Origin of the sequence: Streptomyces sp. NPDC050636, from assembly GCF_040654775.1 — a bacterium.
Lineage (GTDB): Bacteria > Actinomycetota > Actinomycetes > Streptomycetales > Streptomycetaceae > Streptomyces.
This window is the reverse complement of sequence record NZ_JBFAIP010000005.1, coordinates 55,720-81,602: the sequence shown is the minus strand read 5'-3', so window position 1 is coordinate 81,602 and position 25,883 is coordinate 55,720. Positions and strand designations below refer to the sequence as shown.

Here is a 25,883-nt window from a genome sequence, read left to right as displayed (position 1 = left end):
GCGGCGGAAAACCGTCGCGTGACCGACGCCCTACGCATCAACACTAGACTCCATACCGACTAGTCGGCATGATCGTGCTGCGACCGACGATGAACCGTCCACTCCGTACGGAGGAGCACGATGAGCAAGGGCACCCCTCCCCCGCAGGCCGCGGCCCGGGAGGTACCCCCCGGCCTCGACCTGGAGCGATTGCGCGAGCATCTCGACCGGGAGCGACCGGGCCTGACCGGCGGGCCGCTGCGCGCGCAGCTGATCGAGGGCGGGCGGTCCAATCTCACCTACCGCGTCACCGACGGCGCCTCCTCCTGGGTCGTCCGCCGGCCGCCGCTCGGCCACGTCCTGGCCACCGCGCACGACATGCGGCGCGAGCACCGGGTGATCAGCGCGCTGCACAACACCCCGGTGCCGGTACCCGAGGCCCTGCTGCTCTGCGAGGACGAGTCGGTCATCGGCGCGCCCTTCTACGTGATGGAGCTGGTCGAGGGCACCCCGTACCGGACGGCCGCCCAGCTTGCGCCGCTCGGCCCCGAGCGCACCCGCGCCGTGGTCCTCTCCCTGGTCGACACGCTCGTGGAGCTGCACGCGGTGGACCCGGAGGCGGCCGGGCTCGGCGACTTCGGCCGGCCGGAGGGTTTCCTGGAGCGCCAACTGCGTCGCTGGGGCAAGCAGTTGAGCGCCTCGAAGAACCGTGATCTGCCGGGGATCGACGAACTGCACGAGGCGCTGGGCCGGGCGCTGCCCGCCTCGCCCGCGCCGACCGTCGTGCACGGGGACTACCGCCTGGACAACGTCCTGGTCGGGTCCGACGGCACCATCAACGCCGTCCTGGACTGGGAGATGTCCACGCTCGGCGATCCGCTCACCGACCTCGGCCTCCTGGTGATGTACAGCTCGGACCTGGGCCTGCCCGAGTCGCCGGTCAGCACCACCAGCGGCGCCCCGGGCCATCCCGCGCCGGCCGAACTGATCGAGCGCTACGCCGCCCGCTCCGGCCGGGACACCTCCGCCATCGCCTGGTACACGGCCTTCGCCTGGTTCAAGCTCGCCGTGATCCTCGAAGGCATCCACTACCGCTTCACGCTCGGCCAGACCGTCGGCGCGGGCTTCGACCGGATCGGCGAGCTGGTGCCCGTATTCATCGACCACGGACTCACCACCCTCAAGGAAGGCTGAGGCACCCGCATGGACTTCGCATTCGACGCCCGCACGGAGGAGCTCCGCGAGAGGCTCCTGACGTTCATGGACGAGCATGTCCACCCCGCCGAGCAGACCGCCCATGAGCAGCGGGCCCGGCTCGCCTCCCCGTGGGACACCCCCGCGATCGTCGAGGACCTGAAGGCCGAGGCGCGCCGCCAGGGCCTGTGGAACCTGTTCCTGCCGGACGCGGAGCACGGCGCGGGGCTGACGAACCTGCAGTACGCACCGCTGGCCGAAATCACCGGTCGCAGCCCCCAGTTGGCCCCGACCGCGCTGAACTGCGCGGCCCCGGACACCGGCAACATGGAGGTGCTGGCGCAGTTCGGCGACGAGGCGCAGAAGAAGCAGTGGCTGGAGCCGCTGCTGGCGGGCGAGATCCGGTCGGCGTTCGCCATGACCGAGCCGGAGGTAGCGTCGTCGGACGCGACGAACATCGAGACCCGGATCGAGCGGGACGGCGACAACTACGTCATCAACGGCCGTAAGTGGTACATCTCCGGGGCGATGAACCCGCTCTGCCAGATCTTCATCGTGATGGGCAAGACCGACCCTGACGGCGCGGATATCCGCCGCCAGCAGTCGATGGTGCTGGTGCCGCGCGACACCCCCGGCCTGACGGTGAAGCGGGCCATGCAGGTCTACGGCTATGAGGACCACTGGCACGGCGGGCACGCCGAGGTGGTCTTCGAGAACGTCCGGGTCCCGGCGAGCAATCTGATCGGCGAGGAGGGCGGCGGCTTCGCCATCGCCCAGGCCCGGCTCGGCCCCGGCCGGATCCACCACTGCATGCGGCTCATCGGCATGGCCGAGCGCGCCATCGAGCTGATGTGCCGCCGCGCGGTGACCCGTACGGCCTTCGGCAAGCCGCTGGCGCAGCAGGGGGTGGTCCAGGAGTGGATCGCGGACGCGCGGGTCGCGGTGGAGCAGCTGCGGCTGCTGGTGCTGAAGACCGCCTGGCTGATGGACACCGTCGGCAACAAGGGCGCGCACACCGAGATCCAGTCCATCAAGATCGCCACGCCGCGCACGGTCGTGAACATCCTCGACCAGGCGGTGCAGCTGCACGGCGCGGGCGGGGTGAGCCAGGACTTCCCGCTGGCCGAGCTGTGGGCGGGCGCACGGACGCTGCGCTTGGCGGACGGCCCGGATGAGGTGCACCAGCGGTCGCTGGCCCGCAGGGAGATCAAGAAGTACCTGTAGCGGACACATCGGGACACACCGAGACACATGCGGAGCCCCGTGGCCGGACAGCGGTCGCGGGGCTCCTCGATGCCTGTAACGGCGTGATGGGCAGATGGGTCTGTAACGGCGTCATAGGCGCATGGGTCTGTAACGGCGTTACGGGCGCAGCGCCCGCAGCAGCAGCTCGGCGAGGTGGTCGGCGACCTGCTGGGGCGAGAGCGGGCCGTTCTCGCGGTACCACGTGCCGAGGTGGTGCACCGAGCCGAAGTGGTAGTCCACAACGAGGTCGGCCGGGATGTCGGCGGCGAACACCCCGCTCCGCTGGCCCTCTTCGATCAGTGCCCGGAACCGCTCGTGGTAGCGCCGCCGCTCGGCCCGTACCTGCTTGTCCTTCTCCGGGCCGAGGTGGTGCATCGAACGGAAGAAGATCTTGGTGTCGTCGAGGTTCTCGATGGTGGTGACGACGACATCGGCGGCGGCGTCCCGCAGCCGCTGCTCCACCGGCGCGTCGGCGTCCGCGAAGTGGTCCAGGCGCTCCTGCTGGAGCCGCAGCACCCGCCCGTAGACCTCGTGCAGCAGATCGTCCTTGGAGCCGAAGTAGTGGTAGAGCGCGCCCTTGGTGACGCCGGCCGCGTCGACGATCTCCTGGACGGAGGTGCGGTCGTAGCCCTGCTCCGCGAAGAGCCTGGTGGCGGTGGCCAGCAGTCGCTGTGCCACGGGCTTCGTGCTCCCGTTGCCGTTGCCGTCCGTCGTGCCGGCCATCGCCCTCACCTGTCCTTCGTGCGTACGCGCCTGCGGGTCATGCGCGGTGGCGCAGCTCCCGTCGGAGGATCTTGCCACTGGTCGTCTTCGGAAGCTCGGGCAGGATCTCCACCACCCGGGGATATTTGTACGCCGCGAGCCGTTCCTCGCAGTAGGCGGACAGCTCCGCGGGCTCCGGCTCCGCGCCCGGCCGCAAGCTGACATACGCCTTCACCGACTCACCGCGGTAGGCGTCGGGCACACCGACGACGGCCGCCTCGCGCACCGCCGGGTGGGTGTAGAGGACGTCTTCGACCTCGCGCGGCCACACCTTGAACCCGGAGGCGTTGATCATGTCCTTCTTGCGGTCGACGACATACAGCCAGCCGTCGGCGTCCATGAAGCCGATGTCGCCGGTGCGCAGTTCGCCGTCCGGGATGGCCTCCGCGGTGGCGTCCGGGCGCCGCCAGTAGCCGGGGACGACCTGGGGGCCGCGGACCGCTATCTCGCCCGGTTCGCCGAACGGCAGGTCCCGGCCGTTCTCGTCGATGATCCGCACGACGGTGTCGGCGCCCGGCACGCCGACGGCGAGGGTGCCGGAGACCTTGTCGACCGGCGCCTCTCTGCCGGGCGGGACGCTGGCGCAGGGGGCGGTGCATTCGGTCAGGCCGTAGCCGTTGTGGAGGTACGGGCCGAAGCCGGCGCGGAACTTCTCGACGAGGGCGGGCGGCAGCGGCGCGCCACCCGAGGACATCGTCGTGAAGGACGCGAAGTGGTCGCGGGTGACGTCGGGGTGGGCCATCAGCGCCATGTACGCGGTGGACGGGCCGACCGTATAGGCGGGCCGGTGCTCCAGGAAGGCGTCCAGGACGACGCCCGCCTCGAAGCGGTAGGCGAGCGCCAGAGTGCCGGTGTTGGCGATACAGGCCGACAGTTCGCAGACCATGCCGGTGATGTGGAAGAGCGGGGCGAGCGCGAAGTACGGGGCGCCTTCCGGCAGGCCAAGGCCGGTGCGCTGCCGCTCGGCGTTGTAGCTGATGTTGCCGTGGGTGTTGGTGGCGCCCTTGGGGGTTCCGCTGGTGCCGGAGGTGTAGCTGATCAGCGCGAGGTCGTCGGCGGTCAGCTCCGGGTCGTCCGGCACGGCGCGGATGCGACCTGTGGTGCGCGCGACCGTCAGCAGGTCGTCGGCGCCCTCGCGCGGCCCCAGGCGGGCGCCGCGCAGCACCCGCGCATCATCGCGTGTCTGCAGATCCCACTCGGAGGCGGTGAGCGCGATACGTACGGAAGGAGCCTCGGCGGCGGTGACGCTCAGGTAGGCGTCCCAGGTGCGGTCGGCGCAGATGACGGCGGTGACCTCGGCGTCCTGCAGGATGTGCTGCATCTCGCCGGATTTGTACATGGGGTTGACCGGCACCGCCACGCCGCCCGCCTTCCAGACGCCGAGCAGCGCGAGCACGAAGTGCGGTGTGTTCTGGAGCATGACCGCGGCCCGGTCGCCCCGCCGGAAGCCGTGGCCGGCCAGGTGGGCGGCGATGCCGTCGGAGAGCGCGTCGGTCTCGGCGTAGGACAGCCGGCCGTCGAAGTAGGCGAGCGCCGTACGGTCGGGGGCGCGACGGACCGCGGCCCGGAAGGCGTGCAGCGTCGAGGGGGGCGGCTGGACGGGGGCGCGCTGGTCGTCGTTGAGCTGCGCCAGCCACGGCTTGTCCTGGTAGGAGGTCATCGGGGTGCGGCCCTTTCTTCCTGATCGCCTGATCATCCCTGTGCGGAACACCTGGGGTGCCGTGGGGGTGGCGGCCACGCTCGGCGCGCCCGCCACCAGGGCCTTTCTTACGAAGCGCCCTGCCCCTCGGCCTGCTCCAGCTTCTGCTGGAGGTGGTTCATGCCGACCAGCCAGCGGTCGGGCTCGGCGGCCCGCGCGGTGTAGTAGCCGGCCACCTCCGGGTGCGGCAGGACCAGGAACCGGCCCTCCTCGATCGCGCTGAACAGCGCGTCGGCGACGGCGGCGGGTTCGATGGCACCCGGGGTGAGGACGAGGTCACCGGCGGCCCCGGTGGCGGCCAGCATGTCGGTCCGTACGCCCTGGGGGCAGATGGCGTGCACCTCGATGCCCCGGTGGCGGTAGGTCGCCGAGAGCCATTCGGCGAAGGCGTAGGCGCCGTGCTTGGTGACGCTGTAGGGGGCGGAGCCGACCATGGTGAGCAGCCCGGCGGCGGAGACGGTGGAGATGAAGCGCCCGCTGCCGCGCTCCAGCCACTCGGGCACCAGCTCGCGGGTGGCCCGTACATGCGCCATCACGTTGACGTCCCAGGCCAGCGCCCAGTCGTCTTCGGGGGCATCGGGTCCGCCGCCGGTGCCGACGCCGGCGTTGGCGCAGAAGATGTCGATGGCGCCGCCGAGCGCGTCGCGGGCGGCCGGGACGACAGCGGAGGCGTCACCGGGGACCGCGAGGGCGCCGATCTCCTCGGCCGTCTGCTTCGCCTTGGCCTCGTCCAGGTCGTTGACCACGACCCGGGCGCCTTCGGCGGCGAACCGGCGGGCCAGCGCGGCGCCGATCCCCCCGCCCGCCCCGGTCACGACAACGGCCTTGTCCCGTACGGCTTCCACGCTGGTTTCTCCCTCGGTAGCGTCGACTCGGCTGGCAGGCAGACTAACCAGTCGGTATGTCCCAGCGGAAGAGTCAGTCTCGGTCACGGGCGAGGTGCGTTCCGTAATGTCCCGGCCCGCGTTAGCGTGCGCACGACACAACTCGATGAACGCCAACGGGCAACCACGGCTCTCGATGGCTCTCGGCGAACGTCGATCACTGCCCCGATCACGGAGGTGTGCGCATGGCCCTGTCGAGACGCGTTCTTCTCGGGCATCTGGCGGCGACCGGAGCGGCCGGAGCGGCGGTCACCGCGGCCGCGGTCCCCGCCCACGCGGCGCCCCCGCACGGCGGCGGCCGGACGGTGCGCACCGGCTTCGACCTGCTGGCCGCCGACGGCTACCGCCTCCTGGACGGCAGCCGGATCGGCATCGTCACCAACCCCACCGGCGTCACCTCCGAGGTGAACCACATCGTCGACGTGATGCACGCCGACGACCGGGTGCGGCTGACCGCCGTCTTCGGACCGGAGCACGGCTTCCGGGGCACGGCCCAGGCGGGCGGCTCCGAGGGCCGCTACGACGATCCGGCCACCGGGCTGCCGGTCTACGACACCTACAACAAGAGCGGCAAGGAACTCGCCGCCATCTTCCGGGCCTCCGGTGTCGACACGATCGTCTTCGACATCCAGGACGTCGGCGCGCGCTTCTACACCTACATCTGGACGCTGTACGACTGCATGGTGGCGGCCGTCCTCGCCGGCAAGCGCTTCGTCGTCCTCGACCGCCCGAATCCGGTCACCGGCCGGTCGGCCACCGGTCCGGTGCTGGACAAGGCGTATGCCTCGTTCGTCGGCCGGGAGCCGATCTCGCAGGCGCACGGGATGACGGTGGTGGAGCTGGCACTGCTGTTCAACGGCGAGTTCGTACCGAAGGCCGCCGGGCGGCCGGTGGAACTGGAGACCGTCCGGATGGCCGGCTGGCGGCGGGCCGACTTCTTCGACGTGACGGGCCTGCCGTGGGTGCCGCCGAGCCCCAACATGCCCACCGCGGACACCGCGCTGGTCTACTCGGGCACCTGCCTGTTCGAGGGCACCAACCTCTCCGAGGGACGCGGCAGCACCCGGCCCTTCGAGCTGCTGGGCGCGGACGGCATCGACCGCCACTGGTCCGAGGCGGCCGGCGAACTCGGCCTGCCGGGCGTGCACTTCAGGGAGGCGTACTTCGCGCCGACGTTCTCCAAGTTCCAGGGCAAGACGATCGGCGGCATCCAGCTGCACGTCCACGACCGCGAGGCGTTCGACCCGGTACGCACCGGCATCGGCCTGCTGGTGACCGCGAAGCGGGTCTGGGGCGGCTTCGCCTGGCGGCCGGACCACGGCATCGACCGGCTCACCGGCTCGTCGACGGTACGGAAGATGATCGACGCGGGCGCGGGGGTGGACGAGGTGGTCGCCGCCTGGCAGAAGGGGCTGGAGCGCTTCCGCACGGTGCGGGAGCACTATCTGCGCTACCGCTAGCAATCCTCGGAAAGCGTCCCACCTGCGTCTCACCACCCGAAACCGGCCATGTCGATTGACTGCCCCCACACCAAGCATGAGAGTGCGGCTCGTGCAAAGTGACATGACCTCACACGAGGCCACGGCATCGCCCGCCGAGACCGCCGAGAGTCTCCGCCGCGTGGCCGTGGCCTCGTTCATCGGGACGGCCATCGAGTTCTACGACTTCTACATCTACGGGACGGCCGCCGCGCTCGTTCTCAACCAGGCGTTCTTTCCGACGCTCGCACCGGTCAACGCCACCCTCGCGGCCTTCTCCACCTATGCGGTGGCGTTTGCGGCGCGGCCCCTCGGCTCGGTGATATTCGGCCACTTCGGCGACCGGGTGGGTCGGAAGTCCGTGCTGGTCGCCTCGCTGCTGTTGATGGGGCTGTCCACGGCGTTCGTCGGACTGCTGCCGGGTTACGGCACGTTGGGCATCTGGGCGCCGCTGCTGCTGGTGGCGCTGCGCTTTCTGCAGGGCATCGGCCTGGGAGGGGAGTGGGGAGGCGCCGCCCTGCTCGCCGTCGAGCACGCGCCGCGCAGACGCCGCGGGCTGTATGCCGCCTTCCCGCAACTCGGCCCTTCCGTCGGATTCTTCGCGGCGACCGGTGTGTTCTGGCTGCTGTCCACCGTGCTCGACGACGCGGCGTTCCGCTCCTGGGGCTGGCGGGTGCCGTTCCTGTTGTCGTTCCTGCTGGTCGGCGTGGGGCTGTTCGTCCGGTTGAAGATCAGCGAGACGCCGGTCTTCGTGAAGGTGATGGGCGCGCAGGAGGCCGGCAGGGTCCCCGCCGTCGATGTCCTCCGCCGGCATCCCCGCGAACTGCTGCTGGGCGCAGGCGGCATGATCGTCGCGTATGGCCTCTTCTACACCGCGACGACCTACTGCCTCTCCTACGCCACCGGTCCCCTCGGCGTCCCCCGCAGCACCATGCTGGGCCTCTCCCTCATCGCCTGCCTCTTCCTGGCGGCCGGAACGTGGCTCTCCGCCACCCGCTCCGACGGCATCGGCCGCCGCACACTGGTCCTGACCGGGTGCGGTCTCACGGCCGTCTGGGGGCCGGCTCTCTTCCCGCTGCTGGACACCCGACAGCCGGCGCTGATCGCCCTGGGTATCGGCGGCACACTGTTCTGCATGGGGGTGGTGTACGGCCCGATGGGCGCGTATCTGCCGGAGCTGTTCGGCACGGCGGTGCGCTATTCGGGCGCGTCGCTGGCCTACAACCTGGGCGGCGTCCTGGGCGGCGCGGTCGCTCCGCTGCTCGCCACCCGGCTCCAGTCGGAGTTCGGGTCCGCCTCGGTCGGCTGGTACGTCAGCGCCATGGCGGTCATCTCGCTGCTGTGTGTGCGGGCACTGCCGGAGACCCGCGAGCGTGAACTGGTCTGAGTGCGGCTGCCTGTCGGTGATGTGTCGGCGGACTGTCGGTGGCGTATGCGACGGTGGCAGAAGGCCGAAGTCCGGCCGGCAGGAGGACCGGAGGTTCGAGATGAGTGCACCCCGGACCGGCACCCTCGACGTGCCCGGCGCAAGGATCCATCACGAGGTGCGAGGGCGTGGCCCCGTGCTCGTCCTGATTCACGGCGGTGCCGGTGATGCCGGGGTGTTCGACCAGATCGCGGCGGTGCTCGCGGAGCGCTTCACCCTCGTCGTCCCGGACCGCCGCGGCCACTCCCGCAGTCCGCTCGACGATCCGAGCGCGACCCCGCGGGTCGCGGAACACAGCGACGATGTCAGCCGCCTGCTCGGCGCCCTGACCGAGGAACCCGCCTTCGTCTACGGCAGCAGCTCCGGCGCCGTCGTGGCCCTCGATCTGCTCACCCGGCATCCGGAGCGGGTGCGGACGGTCATCGCCCACGAACCGCCGCTGGTCGCTCTGTTGCCGGACGCCGCCGCGTACCGCCGGCTGTTCGCCGATGTCCGGGTCACCTTCCGGCGGCAGGGTGCGGCGGTGGCGATGCGGCAGTTCAGGGCGGGCATGAGTTTCGACGACGGGGGACGCGGCACACCTCCGCTCTCCGAACTACCGCCGTTCATGCGGCAGTTGATGGGACGGATGTTGGCCAACGAGCCGTTCTTCCTGGAGCGTGAGCTGCCGGAGCTGACGGCGTACGAGCCCGATGACGGCGCCCTGAAGACGGTGGCCGACCGGCTGCTGATCGCGGTCGGCAGCGACTCGCGGGAGCAGATGGCCGCCCGTGCGGGCGCCGCGCTGGCCGCCCGACTGGGCCTGGCGACAACGGAGTTGCCAGGGGGGCACACCGGCTATGTGGAGTCCGGTCCCGCCTTCGCCACCCGGCTGTCGGAGATACTGGGGGACTCCGCGCCCGTCTCTTGAGCCACCACCGCGTCTCCTGCGCCACCCGAGCACCCGCTCACGGCCTGAGCCACCACCGCTCGCTCTCCGCGGCCAGCGCCTCCCAGAGGAGGCTGAGGGGGTGGCCGGGACCGTACGAGTCCCGCTCGCCCCGCCGGGTGAACACCCCGACCAGCACCTCGGTCGTGGGCCCCACATCCCCGACGATCTCCAGGGTCCGCAGCCCGCCGGCCTCCGGGAGCCGGCCGTCCGCCGCGGCCTCCCCGATGCCCCGGGTGACCAGCATCGCGCCGCTCACCACACCCGAGCGCAGCAGCTCGAAGCCGTAGTGCGCGGCCTCTATCTCCGCGGCGATGGACAGCTTCTGGCGGTATTCCGGGCCGTACCACGCCTTGAGCACCCGGCCGATCAGCCCCCCGGAGACCACCAGCGGCAGCCGGGGCAGATCGCGGGCCCGGAAGGAGGTGCTGGGGAGGCGGTCCGGCGGCAGGTTCGTCAGCAGTGACAGCCCGCTGCGCCGCCACTCCATGACCTCGTACGGCGCCAGCAGCTCCGCTTCCTCCCCCTCTGTGACCACGACGCTGCCGCAGACCAGATCGAGCTCCTTGGCACGCAGCTTGGTGAAGAGGTCGCCGGTGCGGACGTGGGTGACCTTCAGGTCGACGTCGTCGCGCTCGTAGTCCTCGCTGACCCGTTCCACCGCGTCCAGGAGAAAGCCGAGCGTGTAGCGGGTGGTGCCGACGGACAGCGTCCGGCCCAGCCGGCGGCGGGCGTCGTGCACACCGTCCGACCATTCCCCGAGCGTGCGCCGCGCCAGATCGACCATCGCCTCGCCGGTGGCGGTGAACAGGGCATCCCTCCCGCGTCCCTGTTTGAGCACCAGTTCCTCGCCGCACAGTGCGGCGAAGGTGCGGTTCATGGTGTCCAGTTGCTTTTGCACGCTGGACTGTTCGCGGCCCAGCCGGCGGGCAGCGCCCAGCGCCGTACCCGTCTCCCGCACCACGATCAGCGTGCGCAACTGGTCCATGGTCGTGTCAAGCAGCTCCGTCGGATACTGCTGCGGACCTAACAAGGCCATGCGCGCCTACTCGCCTTCCAACTCCCCCGGGAATTCAGGACTGTGCAGCATAACCCCAACCCCAAACCGATCCCGCGGACAGGCGTGATCAACCGAAGCGCCGAACGCACCGAACACAGACGGATGCCGGTCCCGGGCGTGCGCCCGGGGCCGGCATCCGTCATTTCACCGGTCGTTCATGGCCGGTGATCCATTGACCGGAATCATCAATTCCGCAGGCTGCGTTTCCTACCGGTGTCCGGGGAATTCCACGACCTGCTGATACGTCGGCCGGTTCTGCCAGCTGATGGTGTCGTGCGTCAGACCACCCACCGCACGGTGGATGATCGCGTCCGCGCACCACTGGTCGCCGGCCTTGCAGCTGTCGTCGCCCGGGTAGACCTGCTCGGCCGTCTTCCCGTTCGCCTGTTGCAGCGTGGCGAGCAGCATGTCCCGGCAGGCCGACAACTGCCCCTTGCCGCAGTACCGGGCGCCGAGCGGGCCTTCGACCTGGTCGCCGAGCACCGAGCGCAGATCCTTGTCCGCGTAGCTCCACCAGCCGTACTGGAACGCCGAGCCGGCATGCGCCCCGGTCGGACCGTGGCCGGCCGACGGCGACTCGTCGATGGCGAGGTTGGCGCGCAGCGCGTCGTAAAGGTCGCCGCCCAGGCCCGGCTTGAAGGCGCCCTCGATCAGCAGCGGCCACCAGGCGTCCATCAGCCGTACGCCGTCGGGGTGGGTGTAGGTGTGCGAGCCCGCAGCGGTCTCCCGGCGCTGCGCGCCGTCCTTGCGCCATGCCTCCAGCTGCTGCACTGCGGTCCGCAGCCCGGGGTCGGTGATGGGTTTGCTGCGCAGCACCCGCAGGAGTTCGGGCAGGACGTCCTCGCCGCGCAGGTCGGTGACGGCGGCCTCGGACATCGCGCGGGTCAGCGACGCCCGGGTCACCCCGCCGTCCTTGGTCAGCGCACGCACCCGGTCGTCCAGCAGATTGCCGCGGTGCACCGAGCCGTTGCCGTAGCCGGCCGAGTCGTAGTCCTTGGCCTGTTTGTTGTTCCAGGAGATGTAGTAGTCCTGGTTGACGGACTGCGGGTGCTGGGCGGGCGGGGTGTAGTCGCTGGTGTTGGTCCCGGGGTCGTAGCCCCGCCACTCGTAGGCCGCGGCCGCCTTGACGGGCAGCGCGGGGTCGACGTCGGGGTTGCGGACCGGGTTGAGGCCGCTGTTGTAGTAGGCGATGTCGCGGGAGTCGGCGTAGAACCAGTTGAAGGCGTAGCCGATGTGGCGGGCGGCCTTCTGGAAGGTCTCGGCGTCTTGGACGTACGAGGGGTCGTTGAGCATCTGGAAGCCGATGATGGAGTCGGCTTCGTGGCGGTAGGTGGAGCGCAGCGCGGTGTACGCGACGGGCTTGCCGCCGATGGTGGCGCGGTGGGTGACGGTCCCGTACTGGGTGCGGAAGACCTGCATCCGGTACGAACCGGCCGCCGTCGGGTCGGCGATGGTGGGCTGCCAGGAGTTGGTGCGCTCCAGCTTCTCCATGGGGACGCAGGCGCCGCGGTAGCGGTAGGAGGTGGCGTCCTTGGTGGGCTTGGAACCGTCCGCGTTGCACAGGTCGACGGCGTAGGTGTCGGTGATGTCCTGGCCGGCGGAGGTGGCGCTCCAGGAGTAGTCCTGGCCGCGTCCCAGCTGGACGTACATGCCGACGCCCGCGAAGGAGGCACCACGGGCGCTGATGCCCGGCCCCTGGATCTCCTGGAGCATCAGCAGCTGCGGCGCGAAGTAGCCGGTCTGCGGGCCGAAGACGGCGACCGGGTTTCCGCTGGCGGTGTGCTTGCCGGAGACGAGCAGGGCGTTGGACATCCCGCGGTGCCGGGTCGGGTCGAAGCTGCCCTCGGGCAGCACCCCGTCCTTGAACAGCCCCTCCAGCTTCTTGTACTTCTCGGGGGCCTCGACCGGGTCCTGCGGCGGCGTCTTCCCCTTGGCGGCGGCCCCCGTGCGGTCGAAGACGAGTGGCTCGGGGGTGACCGAGCCGCGGTCGGGCAGCGCGGTGCCCTTGGCCTTGGCGGGTTTGGCGGCGTACGGGAAGCTGCTGCCGTCGTGCAGGGTCTTCGCGGCCTCGGGGTCGTTGCGCTCCCGGAAGGACTCCCAGACCTTGGTGCCCTTCTCCACGCCGTACTTCTGCTGGGCGGAGAGCAGCGCGAGGGCGGAGGTGACCTCGCCCCCGCCGCCGTTGCCGAACAGTCCGCCGACGACGGAGGCCAGCGCGATCAGGTCGGTGAGCTTGAAGGGCTTGATCTCACCGGCGTTGGTGACGGCGTTGACATGCCCGGTGAGCACATACTCGCCGGGGAAGTAGCGCCCGTTCTTGGACTGTTCCCGGTAGGCGTTGATGCCGTCCACGTAGGCCTGGGCATCCGCCATGGCCTGCTTGCCGCGCGCTCCGTTGTGGTCCTTGATGTAGTCGACCTGCTCTTGGAGGTCCTTCTCGGTGTACGGGGCCGACGGCCAGAACTGCTGCTCCAGGCCCTGGTTGGCGAGCGCGCCGCCCGCGAAGGACGTCAGCTCGCCGCGTCCGATGTGACGGAAGAGGTCCATCAGCCACAGCCGGTCCTGGCCCGCGGCGTAGCCGGCGCCGAATTCGGTGCCGTAACGGGTGGTGCCCTTGATGTGGGGGACGCCGGTCTTCTTGTCGCGGGTGATGGTCACATCGTCGCGGGGCGCGGTGACCTTGGCGACCTGGTCCTCCGGGACGCCGAACGAAGCATCGTTGAAGAAGTTGGTGAGGGTGTCGTCGGTGAGCGACTGGTAGCCGCTCGCCAGAGCTCCGTACGGGGCGAGTTGGTCGGCGGCGTGCGCAGGCCGGGTGCCGAACAGCTTGTGGCCGAGGATCTCCATCAGGGTCGCGTTGCCGTTGGTGCCCGGCGGCAGGATGTCGGCGCACTGGCCCTGGCAGTAGTCGGTGGGTGCGGCGGCCGCGGCCGCGGTGGGGGGCGGTGCCAGAACCGTGGCACCCAAGGCGAACAGGGCTGCCGCGGCAGCAGTCCTGAGCCTTCCGGTACGTCGTCGCATTCCTGCTCCTCGCTGGGGTCCCCCCTGCTCCTTAAGACCTTGGGGGAGGCTGGGCGGGACGTTACCGGCGGTTACTTGCCACCGGAAGATGAACAACAGTCACCTTTTCGAATTCCCCACAGACGACGCCGGTCCAGCCCCCCCCTCACGACACCCGACGCGAACAGGAGCAGGCGACAGCACCCGGCGACACCTCCGCCACCCCGAACCGCAAAAAAATTCGATGGATCCAGGCGGTGATCGGCTACGTCCCTTCGGTGTCCACTCGGGTCCTCCCCACGGAGGTGGGTAGAAAATGGCCGGTTTCAGAGCCCTCGCGGAACAGGTCCGCAATCCACGACTCGTCGCGGCACAGCGGCGTACCGCCCTGCGCAAGTGCCTGGAACGCTTCGCCCCATACGGGCACCGGGCGACCTGGCACCATCTGTGCACCCGGGTCGGGATCGCGACACACGACCGCGACCCGGACCCCGAGCGGCTGGTGGCCGCGCTGGCCGAGTTGGAGGAGGCCCGCACCCTCTGGCTGGCGTATGAGGAGGAGTTCGCCGCCCGGCGCCGCAGGGAGAAGTACCACGGCATCCGGCAGCCCAGCGCGATCGACGACTGGCACCGGCGTACGTGGGGCGGCTGCGACATCGTGCCCTGCGAGTCACCGCAGCGGCACCCGGCGGCCCGGCTCGCGGTCGTGCTCCGCAGCATGATCGCGGCCATGGAGTCGGGACGCCGGCGCCACGACTGCCCGGTGTGCGGCGGCACCCGCTTCGCATGGCTCCCGGAGCCGGCCGGCTGCCCGACGACCGGCCCCGCGTGCCGGGTGTGCGGGGTACTGGCCCCCGCGTCCGTCCTGTCGTCCGAGGCGCTGACGGCCGCGGGACCGGCCAGGGGGGACGGGGCGTTCGCGGCGGCGTAGGAAGCTTCCCGAGGGGTCAGGGCCGTTGTCAGACCCTCCTGTCACCATCGAGGCATGCTTCGATTCTGTCTCAACGGGGCCCGGACGGCGGCCGATTGCGGGGCCGCGCCGAAAGGACCGACACCGACGCCCGGTCGGCACCCGCAGCGCCGCTACGGCGCGAGTCCCGGCCGCATACCCGGGGCGGATGCGTGAAGCCCTGAACCTCACCCACCATGGGCCGAGTAGCCCACCCACCATGACCGAGAAGCCACCCGCCATGAGCCGAAGGGAATCTCCCGTGCTTAGCCGGGAGAGGACCGGGAGAGGAATCATCAAGGAAAACTGAACAACTGTTCACGGGCTGACCACGTGGGGCCCCGCACCGTTCAGGCGTGGGGGAGTATTCCGACCCGCGCCGGCGTCAGCCCTCCCGTCCGTGCGGCAGCAGGGCCGTACGGACGCCACACGAGAGGGTGGACGTCCATGGCCGAACTGCACGATCTGACCGCGCTCGAACAGGCCGAGGGGATCCGGTCCGGTGAGCTCTCCCCCGTCGAGCTCACCGAGCACTATCTGACGCGGATGGACCGGCTGGACGACACGCTGGGCGCCTTCATCACCCGTACCCCGGAGATCGCCCGCAAGCAGGCCGCGGTCGCCGAGAGCGAGGCCGTCGCGGCTCGTCGCGAGGGCCGCGAGCTGCCACCGCTGCACGGCGTCCCGGTACCCGTGAAGGACCTCAACCAGGTCGCCGGTGTGCCCTGCACGATGGGTTCGCGCGCGCTGACCGATTACGTGCCCGCCGTCGACGACCATGTGGTCGACAAGCTGCGCGAGGCCGGCACGATCATGCTCGGCAAGACCAACACCCCCGAATTCGGGCTGCCTTGTTACACCGAGAACGCCGTCGCACCGCCCGCCCGCACCCCGTGGGACCTGGAGCGTTCGGCGGGCGGTTCGAGCGGTGGGGCGGCCGCGGCCGTCGCCGGCGGCCTGGCACCCGTCGCACACGCCAGCGACGGCGGTGGCTCGATCCGTATCCCGGCATCGGTCTGCGGGCTGTTCGGCATCAAGCCCAGCCGCGGCCGGGTCAGCGCCGGCCCGCTGCTGCACGACGTCACGGGCCTGAGCACCTCGGGGCCGCTGGCCCGTACGGTCGCCGACGCCGCGACGCTGCTGGACGCCATGGCGGGCCCGATGCCCGGCGATCCGTACGCGGCGCCGCCGCTGCCGCCCGGCGAGACGTTCGCCGGCCACGCCCGCCGCGCCCCTGGACGGCTGCGTATCGCCTGCCTCACCGGAGCGCCCATCCCCGACGTCGACATCCACGCCGACTGCCGCTCCGCCGTCACCGAAACCGCCGCGCTACTGGGCGAACTCGGCCACCAGGTCGACGAGTTGTCGCTGCCGGCCGACGACGGCATCCGCTACGCCTTCACCCGCGTCTGGTCGGTGATGGCCGCGAACCGCCCGGTGCCGGAGGACGGCGAGGAGCTCCTGATGCCGCTCACCCGCTACCTCCGCGGCCGCGGCGCCGAGGTCTCCGGCATGGACTTCGCGGGCGGGATGTACGCGTTTCGGGCGCTCGCCCAGACCATCGCGGACGGTCTGATGCCGGCGGACGGTGGCTATGACGTGATCCTCTCGCCGACCGTCGCCCGGCCGCCGATGCCGGTCGGCGGACTGCGCGATGACGCCGATCCGCAGGCCGAGTTCGCGGCGATCGGGCAGTTCACGCCGTTCACCGCGCTCTACAACGCCACCGGCCAGCCCGCGGTGAGCGTCCCGCTGCACTGGAACGCCGAGGGCCTGCCGATCGGCGTGATGCTCGGCGGCCGGTACGGAGACGAGGCCACCCTGATCTCGCTGTCCGCGCAGTTGGAACAGGCCCGCCCGTGGGCGGGACGCAAGCCGGAGGTGTGGTGACCGGGAGCCTGACCTCCCGTCATGGCAACCCGTCCTGAACCCGGATGCCGTTGGCGTGTTCGCCAACGGCATCCCTCGGGGCAAGGCTCCTGCTCTATAGCGCTCTATAGCGACGCCTTCATGAGCCGGTAGCGGCGACTCCGGGGGTGGCGGTCACCGGTCCCGGTCATCGCCCGAGGCGGGGACGGCACACCGGCCGTCGCCCGCCACCTCGTCACACTGCTCTGTCACGAGCTCCTGTCGCCTGGGGTCCGCCGCCCGGCGCCGTCGCCCTCGTGCACCACCACCGGGTCCTTCGCACTCCGGTCGACGCGTAGCCGCCGCGCGCCGGGGCCCTGTTCGCCGAGGTTGTCGTACGGGTTGGACAGCGCGCACTTCTCCAGCGAGAGACAGCCGCAGCCGATGCAGTCGGTCAACCGGTCGCGCAGTTCCACGAGTTGGCTGATCCGCTCGTCGAGCTCGGAGCGCCAGACCTCGGAGAGCCTGGCCCAGTCGGCGCGGTTGGGAGTGCGCTCGTCCGGCAGCTCGGCCAGCGCGTCACGGATCACCGCGAGCGGAATCCCGACCCGCTGCGCCGCCCGGACGAACGCGACCCTGCGCAGCGCGTCACGGGTGTAGCGGCGCTGGTTGCCGGCCGTCCTGGTGCTGCTGATCAGCCCTTTGGGCTCGTAGAAGTGCAGCGCGGAGACCGCGGCGCCGCTGCGCGCGGAGAGCTGGCCGACGGAGAGCTCATGGACCTTGTAGGGAAGCTGAGGCACGGGCCAACCCTAATCGCAGGGTCTGCGTAAGCCGGCCCCGTAGGCGTTGACAGCGGGCGCCTCACTCAGCATGCTGAGCAAGCGCTTAGTAACGTATGGATGAGGGATCCCGAGGAGGCAGACGGAGATGGCAGAGCCCCGAGTGTTCGGATCGCTCGACGAGCTGCGGGCCGCGGTCGGCGAGGACCTGGGCACCAGCGACTGGCTGGAGATCGACCAGAAGCGGATCGACCAGTTCGCGGAGGCCACCGGCGACCACCAGTGGATCCATGTGGACCAGGAGAAGGCCGCGACCGGCCCCTTCGGCACGACCATCGCGCACGGCTATCTGACGCTGTCGCTGGTGCCCGCCCTCGTACCGCAGCTGATGCGGGTCGAGAACGTGAAGATGGGCATCAACTACGGCACGAACAAGGTGCGCTTCCCCGCCACCGTCCCGGTCGGCTCACGGCTGCGCGCCACGGCCAGGATCGCGGAGGTCACCGAGGTGTCCGGCGGTGTGCAGCTCGCGACGACGGTGACCATCGAGCGTGAGGGCGGCGACAAGCCGGTCTGCGTGGCGGAGACGGTCAGCCGCTTCTACCTGTAGGCGACGGGTCAGGCCGCCTCCGCGCCCACCATGCGCAGCACCAGCCCGGCGTAGAGCGCGCCCACCTCGTCGGGGGTGCGCCGACCGTCCGCGGCGAACCACCGGGCGACGTCCACGCACAGCGACAGCACCGCGAGGGTGGTGCCCGGCACATCGTCGGTGCGGAACTCCCCGCTGTCCTGGCCGTCCTGGATGATCTGGCGCAGCAGCCGGTCGGTCCGGCGGCGCAGATCGGTGATCTCGGTGTAGTGCTCCGGGCTCAGCGCCTGGAGTTCGTACTGGATGACCCGGGCGGTGGTGTGATGCTCGGCGTGCCAGCGGGCGAAGGTCCGTACGGCGTCGCGGAGCCGCTCGGTGGCGCTGCCCTCGGCCTCGGCGGCGGCGCCCATGATGCGCAGGGCCTTCTCGTGGCCGATGCCGCTGATGCGGTAGAGCAGTTCTTCCTTGGTCTTGTAGTGGATGTAGAGCGCGGCGGGGCTCATACCGGCGCGGCCCGCGATATCGCGGGTGGTGGTGGCGTGGTAGCCGCGCTCGGCGAACGCCTGGACGGCGGCGCTGACCAGCCGCCGCGCGGCGTCAGGGCTCACACCGGCCCATTCCTCGCTCTCCTCCGCCGCCCGCTCAGCCGCCGCACCCATCGCGTACCCCGCTCCTCGATCCGCCAGGGACCTTCCTCTGACGGATCGAACACCATACCGCGCTGGTGAGCAAGCGCTTAGGGCCACGGGCGTGCGGCCGCACGCCGGGTCCAGCCACCGGCCAGCGGGCGGTAAGCGGGCGGTCAGAAGGCGCTCAGAAGGCGGATACCCCTGTCAGCGCGCGACCTATGACCAGTTTCTGGACCTGGCTGGTGCCCTCGTACAGCGTCATCACACGGGCGTCCCGCAGCAGCTTGCCGACGGGGTACTCGTCGATATAGCCGTAGCCGCCGAAGACCTGGAGCGCGTTGTTGGCCGCGCGCACCGCGGCCTCCGAGGCGAACAGCTTGGCCTTGGACGCCTCGGTGACGAACGGTTCGCCGCGCTCGATCAGATCGGCGACCCGCCAGGTCAGCAGGCGCGCGGCGTCCACGTCCACCGCGATGTCGCTGATCAGCTCCTGCACCAGCTGATGCCGGGCGATGGACTTGCCGAACTGCTCGCGCTGACCGGCGTAGCCGAGCGCGGCGTCCAGGGCGGCCTGGGCGATGCCCACACAGCCGGCCGCGACCGACATCCGGCCTTTGGCCAGCGCGGACATCGCGACGGAGAATCCCTTGCCCTCGGGTCCCAGCATCGCGGTGGCGGGGACCCGCACGCCGTCCAGGACCAGCTCGGCGGTGGCCTGGCCGCGCAGCCCGAGCTTTCCGTGGATCTCGCGGCGCTCCAGGCCGGGGGTGTCGGTGGGTACGAGGAAGGCGCTGATGCCCTTGGGGCCGGGCGCGCCTCCGGTACGCGCGAAGAGCAGCACGACATCGGCCCAGGTGCCGTTGGTGATGAACATCTTGGCGCCGTCGATGACGTAGCTGTCGCTATCGCGCACCGCACGGGTGGTCAGGCTGCCCGCGTCGGAGCCGGTGCCGGGTTCGGTGAGGCCGAAGCAGCCGACCGCGTCACCGGAGGTGAGCCGGGGCAGCCATGCGCGCTTCTGAGCCTCGTCACCCCAGGAGGCGATGGTCTTGGCCACAAGGCCCAGCGAGACGGAGACGATGCCGCGCACCGAGGAGTCGCCGCGGCCCAGCTCCTCGGTCACCAGGGCGTAGGAGAGGTGGTCCCCGCCGGAACCGCCGTATTCCTCGGGGATCGTCAGCCCGAGGAAACCGACCTCGCCGAGCTTCTTCACGATGCCGCGGTCGACCTGTTCCGCGCGGTCCCAGGCGGTGGCGTGCGGGGTGATCTCGCGGTCGACGAAGTCCTTGGCGAGCTGCCGTGCGGCGGCCTGTTCCTCGCTGAGTTCCAGGTTCATCTCGGCCCCTTGGGAAATTCGCGGTCGATCAGCATGCCTGCGAAGACGTTAACTACCACTGCTAGTTTTTCTCGGCAGCTCTACTATGTGCGTCATGGCCCGACCCCGCAAGCCCCTTCTGAGCCGCGAGCGCATCGTCACCACGGCGCTCGCCCTCATCGACGCGGAAGGGCTGCCGGCGGTCTCCACCCGGCGCCTGGCGGCGGAGCTGGGCGTGAGCGGGCCGTCCCTCTACAACCACTTCACGACCAAGGACGAGATCCTCGACGCGGTCGCCGACACGGTCATCGCCAAGGTCGACGTATCGACGTTCGAGGCGGGCGGGGACTGGCGGGCCGGCCTGCTCGACTGGGCCCGCTCCTACCGTGCGGCGCTCGCCGCACATCCGCACATCGTGCCGTTCCTCGCGCAGGGTCCGGGCCGCCGCCCTGCCGGGCTGAAGATGGCCGACGCGGCGTTCGGCGGCATGGTCGAGGCGGGCTGGCCGCCCGCGCAGGCGACCCGGGTCTGTGCGATGGTCCGCTACTTCGTGGCGGGCTCCGCGCTGGGCTCGTTCGCCCGCGGCTTCGTGGACGACCCCAGCGCGTACGACCCGGCCGACTACCCGCACCTGGGGCAGGCCCACCTGCTGGCGGAGCATCAGCGCCAGGTGGACGAGGGCGCCTTCGAAACCGGCCTGAAGGCCCTGGTCGACGGCCTCGCCCTGCACCATCCGGAGCGGGTACCGCCGAAGCCCTGACCGGGACGAGCCGGCCGGCTCACCGGGCGCGGCATGGGGGGCGGCCGGTGAGCCACCCCCCACCCATTACCCCGTCCCCCGTCACCCCGTCACCCCGTGAGCGGGCGTCACCTCCGGCTCTTCCCCTGGCTCCCCCTCCCACCGGACCCGGTGGCCGGCGCCGCACGCCGGGCCAGCAGCCAGATGGAGGCCAGGGCGAGGACGGCCAGCGCGATGATGTACGCGGACACCGACATCGAGGTGCCGGTCGCCTCCAGCAGCAGGACCATGACGAACGGCGCGAGTCCGCCCCCCAGGATCGCGCTGATCTGATAGCCGAGCGAGGCACCCGTATAACGCATCTCGGCCGTGAACAGCTCGGCGAACAGCGCGGCCTGCGGCCCGTACATGATGCTCAGGAAGCAGCTGCCGACGAAGGTGCCGACACCCAGCCACGCCAGCGACGCGGTGTCGATGAGCAGGAACATCGGGATCGCCCAGAGGAGCAGCCCGACGGCGCCCGCGGCGTAGACGCGCAGTCGGCCGATGCGGTCGGAGAGTGCCGCGGCGGCCGGGATCAGGGCGAGTTGGGTGAGGCTGACCAGCAGCGAGACCAGCAGCACAGAGGTGCGCTGCATGTGCAGGGAGCGGGTGGCGTAGTCGAGGACGCCCGTGATCAGGATGTAGAAGGTGGCGGTGTTCACGGCGAAGGAGCCGCCGGCCAGCAGGACGGTGCCCAGGTGGTGGCGCAGGATGGTGCCCAGCGGCGAGCGCTGCGCGTCGGCCGCCTTCTCCTCCGCGGCCAACTCGCGCTCGGCGGCCTTGAATTCGGGGGTCTCCTCGACGCGGGTGTGGATATAGCGGGCGAGGAGCAGCACCAGTACGCCGACGAAGAACGGGATCCGCCAGCCCCAGGTGCCGAAGGCCCGGTCGTCGGTGAGCGCGCCGGCCGCCAGGAAGACGGAGTTGGCGGTGATCACGCCGATGGGGACGCCGAGTTGGACCAGCGAGCCGTACAGACCGCGCTTGCCCTCGGGGGCGTATTCGGTGGCCATCAGCATCGCGCCGCCCCATTGCGCGCCGACCGCGATGCCCTGGAGGACGCGCAGTATCACCAGCAGGATCGGGGCGGCGATCCCGATGGAGGCGTAGGAGGGGAGCAGGCCGATGCCGGTGGTAGCCAGGCCCATCAGGGTCAGCGCGAGGACGAGCATCGGCTTGCGGCCGCGCCGGTCGCCGAGCTGACCGGCGATAACGCCGCCGATGGGGCGGGCGAGGAAGCCGACGGCGAAGGTCGCGAAGGCGGCCAGGACGCCCGCGGCCTCGCTGCCGGAGGGGAAGAAGGAGTCGCCGAGGACGAGGGCCGCGGCGATGCCGAAGACGAAGTAGTCGTACCACTCGACGGCTGAGGCGAGGGCCGCGGCGGTGGCGACCTTGCGGCGGTGTCTGGCGGAGGGCGGTGCGCTGTTGTTGCCGTGTCCGGCGGAGGAGGCCGTGTCCATGCGTGCACGCTCCGAGGGGTGCGGGGAGGGCTGGGGGGCGGCGCCGTGATGTCGGGCGACCGTACCGACCGGCCGGTACGTCGTCAACGGACCGCGCACCATCAGTTTTCGGCGGCCCGCCGCCGACGCATGAGGGCCGGGGGCATTCCTCGCCCCCGGCCCTCATGCGTCGCCTCCGCCCAGCGCTCCCCCGCAGGGCGAGCGCGCCGCTCAGAACACGATCAGCGCCCGCCCTCCCTTGCCGGCGATCATCGCGTCGAACGCGGCCGGGATGTCGTCCAGGCCGATCCGCTCGGTGACCAGTGCGGACAGGTCCAGCGCGCCGGAGCGGACGTGCCCGGCGATGACCGGGAGGTCGCGAGCGGGGTCGCTGTTGCCATAGACGCAGCCGGAGAGGGTCCGGCCGAAGTAGAAGAGTTCCAGGGCGGAGAAAGCCACCTGCTGGTCCTGGCCGCCGATTCCGACGACCGTCGTCCGTCCGCCGCGGCGGGTGGCGGACCAGGCGGTACGGATCGTGTCGGCGCGGCCCACACACTCCACCGCGACATCGGCGCCGACGCCACCGGTCAGCTTTCGTATCCGCTTGGCGCCCTCTTTTTCGAAGAGCGCGGCCTCTCCTGCCACCACGAACTCGGTGGCACCGGCCGCACGGGCCAGCTCCTCCTTCTCCGGTGAGACGTCCACGGCGACGATCGGGCCCGCCCCCGCGATGCGCGCCGCCTGCAGCGTGGCGAGGCCGACGCCGCCGACACCGAAGACCACGACGGACTCCCCCGCCCGCACCTGGGCACTGTGGTGCACGGCGCCCCAGCCGGTGAGCACCGCGCAGCCGAGCAGCGCCGCGTCGGCCAGCGGCACCCCGTCCGGCAGCGGCAGCGCGGCATGCGCCGGGACCACGGTCTCCTCGGCGAAGACGGCGGTGCCCAGGGCGGCGTAGAGCTCACTGCCGTCGGCGGTGAGCTTGGCGTACGGGACGTCCCCGGCGAGGCCCGCATTGGCGCACAGCCAGGGCTCCGCCAGACCGCAGAAGTGGCAAGCGCCGCAGGACGGCGCCCAGTTGAGGACGACCTGGTCGCCGGGGGCCACGTTGGTGACATCGGGGCCGACGGAGGTGACGGTGCCCGCGCCCTCGTGTCCGAGGACGGCCGGGACGCGCTGGCGCAGGGTGCCGTTGGACAGTGACAGGTCGGAGTGGCAGACGCCGGCGGCGGCCAGGCGGATGCGGACCTGGCCGGGGCCGGGCTCCGGCAGGTCGATCTCGGCGACCTGGAGCGGGGCGTTGACGGCGGGCAATACGGCGGCGCGGACCACGGGATCTCCTCGGGGCGGGGTACGGGGAGGGGAGGCGGGTCGTCGGGGAGGCCACCCCGACGACCCGCGGCGTCAGAACTGCAGCGACTTGGTCTGCAGGTATTCGGTCAGGCCGTGCGGGCCCAGCTCGCGGCCGACGCCGGACTGCTTGTAGCCGCCGAACGGGGCGAGGAGGTTGAAGCGGCCGCCATTGATGTCCACCTGGCCGGTCTCCAGGCGGCGGGCGAAGGCCACGGCGGTGTCCTGGTCGGCGGCCCAGACGGCGCCCGCGAGGCCGTAGACGGTGCCGTTGGCGATCTTCAGCGCCTCCTCCTCGTCCTGGTACTTCAGGATCGAGATGACGGGACCGAAGATCTCCTCCTGGGCGATGGCCATCTCCGGGAGCACGTCCGCGAAGACGGTGGGGCGTACGTAGTAGCCCTGCTCGATGCCCTCGGGGACGTCCGCGCCGCCGGTGACCAGGCGAGCGCCCTCCTCGATGCCCTGCGAGATGTAGCCGCGTACGCGGTCGAGCTGCCCGGCGTTGACGACGGGGCCCAGCCGGCTGTCGTCCGAAGCCGGGTCGGCGGGGCGGTACTCGGCCACCGCGGCCTCGGTCAGCGCCACGGCCTCGTCGTACTGGTCGGCGTGCACCAGCATGCGGGTCAGCGCGTTGCAGGACTGGCCGGTGTTGCGCATGACGTCGGCGACGTTGACGCCGACCGCCTTCGCCAGGTCGGCGCCGGGCAGGATGACATTGGCGGACTTGCCGCCCAGCTCGAGCGCGACGCGCTTGACCGCACCACCGGCGACCGCGCCGATCTTCTTGCCGACGGCGGTCGAGCCGGTGAAGGAGACCAGGTCCACTCCCTCGTGTTCGGCCAGCGCCTGCCCGGCGACCGTGCCGAGTCCGGTGACGAGGTTGAAGACACCTGCCGGGATGCCGGCCGCATCCACGCACTCGGCGAAGAGCTGGGCGGTCAGCGGGGTGTCCTCGGCGGGCTTGAGGACGACCGTGCAGCCCGCCGCGAGCGCCGGCGCGACCTTGTTGGTGATCTGGTGGAGCGGGTAGTTCCAGGGCGTGATGGCACCGACCACACCGACCGGCTCGTGCAGCACGGTGGAGTTGGCGATCTTCTCCTCGAAGGGGTACGAGGCCGCCAGCTCCGCGTACGAGCCGGTGACCGCGATCGGCAGACCGGCCTGCACCCGCCTGGAGAAGGAGATCGGCGAGCCCAGCTCTGCGGTGATGGTCTCGGCGATCTCCTCGGCACGCGCGGCGAGTTGGTCGCGCAGCGCGGTCAGACGGGCGGCGCGCTCCTCGGGCGGGGTGGCGGCCCAGGCGGGCAGCGCGGCACGGGCGGCCCGTACGGCGGCGTCCACATCCTGCGCCGAACCGGCCGGGACGGCGCCGATGACCCGCCCGTCGGCCGGGTTGACGACATCGATCGTGCCGCTCCCCTCCGCGGGTCGCCAGCTTCCGTCGATGTACATCGCGTCGTGCTGCTTCACGTCGTGGTCCTCCCGACCGCCGGTGGTCATCCGTCCCCTGCGAGACCTGGGGGACGCCACTAAACTAGCGTCGGTAGTTTTGCGACGCCAGGGACTTCTTAGGGTGCCCTCGGTCACGGTAGCCGTGCGGGAGACGGCGGGCGCGCCTTCCGGCCGACGGCCCGCGCATCGCCACGGTCACGCCGACGGCCTGCGCATCGCCTCGATCACGCTGACGAAACCGGCGTCGCCGTGGCCTGCGGCGATCGTCCGGTCCGCGAGGTTCTTGACGGCGGTGAGCACATCGCTGTCGAGGCCGCGGTCCGTGGCCGCCTCGATGATGTGGGCGATGCCCGCCGCCTCCATGACGATGTTGTTCTCGTCGCCCGAGAAGGTGCCGCGGTCGAGGTCCTCGGCCATGGCCGCCGCGATCGCGGGCAGGATGCCGACGATCGCTTCCGTATACGGCGCGAACTCTTGGGCCGCGATGCCCTCGGAGCCGGCCAGCGCGAAGGCGTGCACCAGTCCGGCCATCGCCGAGTAGAAGAAGCCGAGCAGCGACAGGTCGTGGACCGCGGCCATGCCGTGGTCGGCTCCGAGGTAGAGCGCCCGGCCACCGAGCACCTTGAGCGTCGCCTCGTGCGCTTCGAACGCCGGCCGTGAGCCGCTGTAGAGGATCATCGCGTCGGGCTTCCCGATCACGGGGGTCGGCACCATGATCGAACCGTCGAGGTAGTCGATGCCGTGCCCGGCGGCCCATGCGGCGGCGGACCGGGAGCGCTCCGGGGTGTCGGAGGTGAGGTTGACCAGCACCCGGCCGGACAGCGGCCCGGCGACCGGCTCCAGGATCGTCCGGGTCACGGCGTAATCCAGTACGCAGACGATCACCAGCGGGCTCGCGGTCACCGCCTCGGCCACCGTGCCGGCGCGGACCGCGCCCTGCGCGACGAGCTCATCGGCCTTGCCGGGCGTGCGGTTCCAGACCGTGGTGGGGTGGCCCGCCCGAAGGAAGGCACCGGCCAACGCCCGGCCCATCGCGCCGAGTCCGAGGACGGTCACGGGGGCGCCGGAGTTGTTCGGGTTGCTCACAGTGTTGC

General features: G+C 71.0%; 21 protein-coding genes. 9 read left to right on the top strand and 12 right to left on the bottom strand.

The window, feature by feature from the left end:
- Positions 1-120: 120 nt before the first annotated feature.
- Both AB0I10_RS07555 and AB0I10_RS07550 read left to right on the top strand, forming a co-directional pair.
- Positions 121-1,173: a phosphotransferase family protein gene (locus tag AB0I10_RS07555; protein WP_363151400.1), complete on the top strand. Its 1,053-nt coding sequence runs from the start codon at positions 121-123 to the stop codon at positions 1,171-1,173.
- 9 nt (positions 1,174-1,182) lie between these two features.
- Positions 1,183-2,397, top strand: a complete 1,215-nt coding sequence (locus AB0I10_RS07550; protein ID WP_363151399.1) for an acyl-CoA dehydrogenase family protein — start codon at positions 1,183-1,185, stop codon at positions 2,395-2,397.
- A 138-nt stretch (positions 2,398-2,535) separates the two neighbouring features.
- Here AB0I10_RS07550 and AB0I10_RS07545 read toward each other — a convergent pair whose 3' ends face one another.
- The 3 genes from AB0I10_RS07545 to AB0I10_RS07535 form a co-directional block, all read right to left on the bottom strand.
- The gene (locus AB0I10_RS07545) at positions 2,536-3,141 is read right to left on the bottom strand and encodes a TetR/AcrR family transcriptional regulator (RefSeq protein ID WP_363151398.1); all 606 of its coding nucleotides are present in this window, start codon (positions 3,139-3,141) and stop codon (positions 2,536-2,538) included.
- Between the two features lie 37 nt (positions 3,142-3,178).
- Entirely contained in the window at positions 3,179-4,840 is a 1,662-nt protein-coding gene (locus AB0I10_RS07540; RefSeq protein ID WP_363151397.1) for an AMP-binding protein, read from the bottom strand.
- A 107-nt stretch (positions 4,841-4,947) separates the two neighbouring features.
- The gene (locus AB0I10_RS07535; protein ID WP_363151396.1) at positions 4,948-5,724 is read right to left on the bottom strand and encodes an SDR family oxidoreductase; all 777 of its coding nucleotides are present in this window, start codon (positions 5,722-5,724) and stop codon (positions 4,948-4,950) included.
- A 224-nt stretch (positions 5,725-5,948) separates the two neighbouring features.
- On the opposite strand from AB0I10_RS07535, the gene AB0I10_RS07530 reads away from it, so the two are divergent.
- From AB0I10_RS07530 to AB0I10_RS07520, 3 genes are all read left to right on the top strand, one after another.
- Positions 5,949-7,223, top strand: coding sequence for a DUF1343 domain-containing protein (locus AB0I10_RS07530; RefSeq protein ID WP_363151395.1), 1,275 nt, complete (start codon positions 5,949-5,951; stop codon positions 7,221-7,223).
- Positions 7,224-7,326: 103 nt separating this feature from the next.
- Positions 7,327-8,628: an MFS transporter gene (locus AB0I10_RS07525; protein ID WP_363151394.1), complete on the top strand. Its 1,302-nt coding sequence runs from the start codon at positions 7,327-7,329 to the stop codon at positions 8,626-8,628.
- A gap of 100 nt (positions 8,629-8,728) precedes the next feature.
- Positions 8,729-9,577 (top strand): alpha/beta hydrolase, encoded by an 849-nt coding sequence (locus tag AB0I10_RS07520; RefSeq protein WP_363151393.1) that lies wholly within the window; start codon positions 8,729-8,731, stop codon positions 9,575-9,577.
- 37 nt (positions 9,578-9,614) lie between these two features.
- Here the strand turns inward: AB0I10_RS07520 and AB0I10_RS07515 are convergent, their stop codons facing one another.
- A complete protein-coding gene (locus AB0I10_RS07515; RefSeq protein WP_363151392.1) occupies positions 9,615-10,634 on the bottom strand; it encodes a LysR family transcriptional regulator in 1,020 nt (339 codons plus the stop codon).
- A 228-nt stretch (positions 10,635-10,862) separates the two neighbouring features.
- Positions 10,863-13,676: a penicillin acylase family protein gene (locus AB0I10_RS07510; RefSeq protein WP_363151391.1), complete on the bottom strand. Its 2,814-nt coding sequence runs from the start codon at positions 13,674-13,676 to the stop codon at positions 10,863-10,865.
- A gap of 295 nt (positions 13,677-13,971) precedes the next feature.
- Here AB0I10_RS07510 and AB0I10_RS07505 point away from each other — a divergent pair, with 295 nt between their 5' ends.
- Together AB0I10_RS07505 and AB0I10_RS07500 are read left to right on the top strand one after the other, a co-directional pair.
- On the top strand, positions 13,972-14,586 hold the full coding sequence (locus AB0I10_RS07505) for a hypothetical protein (RefSeq protein ID WP_363151390.1): 615 nt from the start codon (positions 13,972-13,974) through the stop codon (positions 14,584-14,586).
- A gap of 465 nt (positions 14,587-15,051) precedes the next feature.
- Positions 15,052-16,494: an amidase gene (locus AB0I10_RS07500; RefSeq protein ID WP_363151389.1), complete on the top strand. Its 1,443-nt coding sequence runs from the start codon at positions 15,052-15,054 to the stop codon at positions 16,492-16,494.
- Positions 16,495-16,721: 227 nt separating this feature from the next.
- On the opposite strand, the gene soxR is transcribed toward AB0I10_RS07500, so the two are convergent.
- Positions 16,722-17,252: a redox-sensitive transcriptional activator SoxR gene (soxR, locus tag AB0I10_RS07495; protein ID WP_363151388.1), complete on the bottom strand. Its 531-nt coding sequence runs from the start codon at positions 17,250-17,252 to the stop codon at positions 16,722-16,724.
- A gap of 127 nt (positions 17,253-17,379) precedes the next feature.
- Here soxR and AB0I10_RS07490 point away from each other — a divergent pair, with 127 nt between their 5' ends.
- On the top strand, positions 17,380-17,841 hold the full coding sequence (locus AB0I10_RS07490; protein WP_363151387.1) for a MaoC family dehydratase: 462 nt from the start codon (positions 17,380-17,382) through the stop codon (positions 17,839-17,841).
- An 8-nt stretch (positions 17,842-17,849) separates the two neighbouring features.
- On the opposite strand, the gene AB0I10_RS07485 is transcribed toward AB0I10_RS07490, so the two are convergent.
- Both AB0I10_RS07485 and AB0I10_RS07480 read right to left on the bottom strand, forming a co-directional pair.
- On the bottom strand, positions 17,850-18,479 hold the full coding sequence (locus AB0I10_RS07485) for a TetR/AcrR family transcriptional regulator (protein ID WP_363151386.1): 630 nt from the start codon (positions 18,477-18,479) through the stop codon (positions 17,850-17,852).
- A 154-nt stretch (positions 18,480-18,633) separates the two neighbouring features.
- Positions 18,634-19,785, bottom strand: coding sequence for an acyl-CoA dehydrogenase family protein (locus tag AB0I10_RS07480; RefSeq protein ID WP_363151385.1), 1,152 nt, complete (start codon positions 19,783-19,785; stop codon positions 18,634-18,636).
- A gap of 94 nt (positions 19,786-19,879) precedes the next feature.
- Between AB0I10_RS07480 and AB0I10_RS07475 the strand changes: the two genes are divergently transcribed.
- Positions 19,880-20,524, top strand: a complete 645-nt coding sequence (locus AB0I10_RS07475) for a TetR/AcrR family transcriptional regulator C-terminal domain-containing protein (RefSeq protein WP_363151384.1) — start codon at positions 19,880-19,882, stop codon at positions 20,522-20,524.
- Between the two features lie 107 nt (positions 20,525-20,631).
- Here AB0I10_RS07475 and AB0I10_RS07470 read toward each other — a convergent pair whose 3' ends face one another.
- The 4 genes from AB0I10_RS07470 to AB0I10_RS07455 form a co-directional block, all read right to left on the bottom strand.
- Complete coding sequence (locus AB0I10_RS07470; RefSeq protein ID WP_363151383.1) at positions 20,632-22,005, bottom strand: MFS transporter; 1,374 nt, start codon at positions 22,003-22,005, stop codon at positions 20,632-20,634.
- Between the two features lie 210 nt (positions 22,006-22,215).
- Positions 22,216-23,316 carry a Zn-dependent alcohol dehydrogenase gene (locus AB0I10_RS07465; protein WP_363151382.1) on the bottom strand — a complete coding sequence of 367 codons (1,101 nt, stop codon included), beginning with the start codon at positions 23,314-23,316 and terminating at the stop codon, positions 22,216-22,218.
- 72 nt (positions 23,317-23,388) lie between these two features.
- Positions 23,389-24,807 (bottom strand): aldehyde dehydrogenase family protein, encoded by a 1,419-nt coding sequence (locus tag AB0I10_RS07460; protein ID WP_363151381.1) that lies wholly within the window; start codon positions 24,805-24,807, stop codon positions 23,389-23,391.
- 177 nt (positions 24,808-24,984) lie between these two features.
- Positions 24,985-25,875 (bottom strand): NAD(P)-binding domain-containing protein, encoded by an 891-nt coding sequence (locus AB0I10_RS07455; RefSeq protein WP_363151380.1) that lies wholly within the window; start codon positions 25,873-25,875, stop codon positions 24,985-24,987.
- Between the last annotated feature and the right edge of the window lie 8 nt (positions 25,876-25,883).

What these genes read in the sequence shown, in the direction of transcription:
- AB0I10_RS07555 (WP_363151400.1), top strand. Translation starts at nt 121, where the DNA reads ATGAGCAAGGGCACCCCTCCCCCGCAGGCCGCGGCCCGGGAGGTACCC.
- AB0I10_RS07550 (WP_363151399.1), top strand. Translation starts at nt 1,183, where the DNA reads ATGGACTTCGCATTCGACGCCCGCACGGAGGAGCTCCGCGAGAGGCTC.
- AB0I10_RS07545 (WP_363151398.1), bottom strand. Translation starts at nt 3,141, where the DNA reads ATGGCCGGCACGACGGACGGCAACGGCAACGGGAGCACGAAGCCCGTG.
- AB0I10_RS07540 (WP_363151397.1), bottom strand. Translation starts at nt 4,840, where the DNA reads ATGACCTCCTACCAGGACAAGCCGTGGCTGGCGCAGCTCAACGACGAC.
- AB0I10_RS07530 (WP_363151395.1), top strand. Translation starts at nt 5,949, where the DNA reads ATGGCCCTGTCGAGACGCGTTCTTCTCGGGCATCTGGCGGCGACCGGA.
- AB0I10_RS07525 (WP_363151394.1), top strand. Translation starts at nt 7,327, where the DNA reads ATGACCTCACACGAGGCCACGGCATCGCCCGCCGAGACCGCCGAGAGT.
- AB0I10_RS07520 (WP_363151393.1), top strand. Translation starts at nt 8,729, where the DNA reads ATGAGTGCACCCCGGACCGGCACCCTCGACGTGCCCGGCGCAAGGATC.
- AB0I10_RS07515 (WP_363151392.1), bottom strand. Translation starts at nt 10,634, where the DNA reads ATGGCCTTGTTAGGTCCGCAGCAGTATCCGACGGAGCTGCTTGACACG.
- AB0I10_RS07510 (WP_363151391.1), bottom strand. Translation starts at nt 13,676, where the DNA reads ATGCGACGACGTACCGGAAGGCTCAGGACTGCTGCCGCGGCAGCCCTG.
- AB0I10_RS07505 (WP_363151390.1), top strand. Translation starts at nt 13,972, where the DNA reads ATGGCCGGTTTCAGAGCCCTCGCGGAACAGGTCCGCAATCCACGACTC.
- AB0I10_RS07500 (WP_363151389.1), top strand. Translation starts at nt 15,052, where the DNA reads ATGGCCGAACTGCACGATCTGACCGCGCTCGAACAGGCCGAGGGGATC.
- AB0I10_RS07490 (WP_363151387.1), top strand. Translation starts at nt 17,380, where the DNA reads ATGGCAGAGCCCCGAGTGTTCGGATCGCTCGACGAGCTGCGGGCCGCG.
- AB0I10_RS07485 (WP_363151386.1), bottom strand. Translation starts at nt 18,479, where the DNA reads ATGGGTGCGGCGGCTGAGCGGGCGGCGGAGGAGAGCGAGGAATGGGCC.
- AB0I10_RS07480 (WP_363151385.1), bottom strand. Translation starts at nt 19,785, where the DNA reads ATGAACCTGGAACTCAGCGAGGAACAGGCCGCCGCACGGCAGCTCGCC.
- AB0I10_RS07475 (WP_363151384.1), top strand. Translation starts at nt 19,880, where the DNA reads ATGGCCCGACCCCGCAAGCCCCTTCTGAGCCGCGAGCGCATCGTCACC.
- AB0I10_RS07470 (WP_363151383.1), bottom strand. Translation starts at nt 22,005, where the DNA reads ATGGACACGGCCTCCTCCGCCGGACACGGCAACAACAGCGCACCGCCC.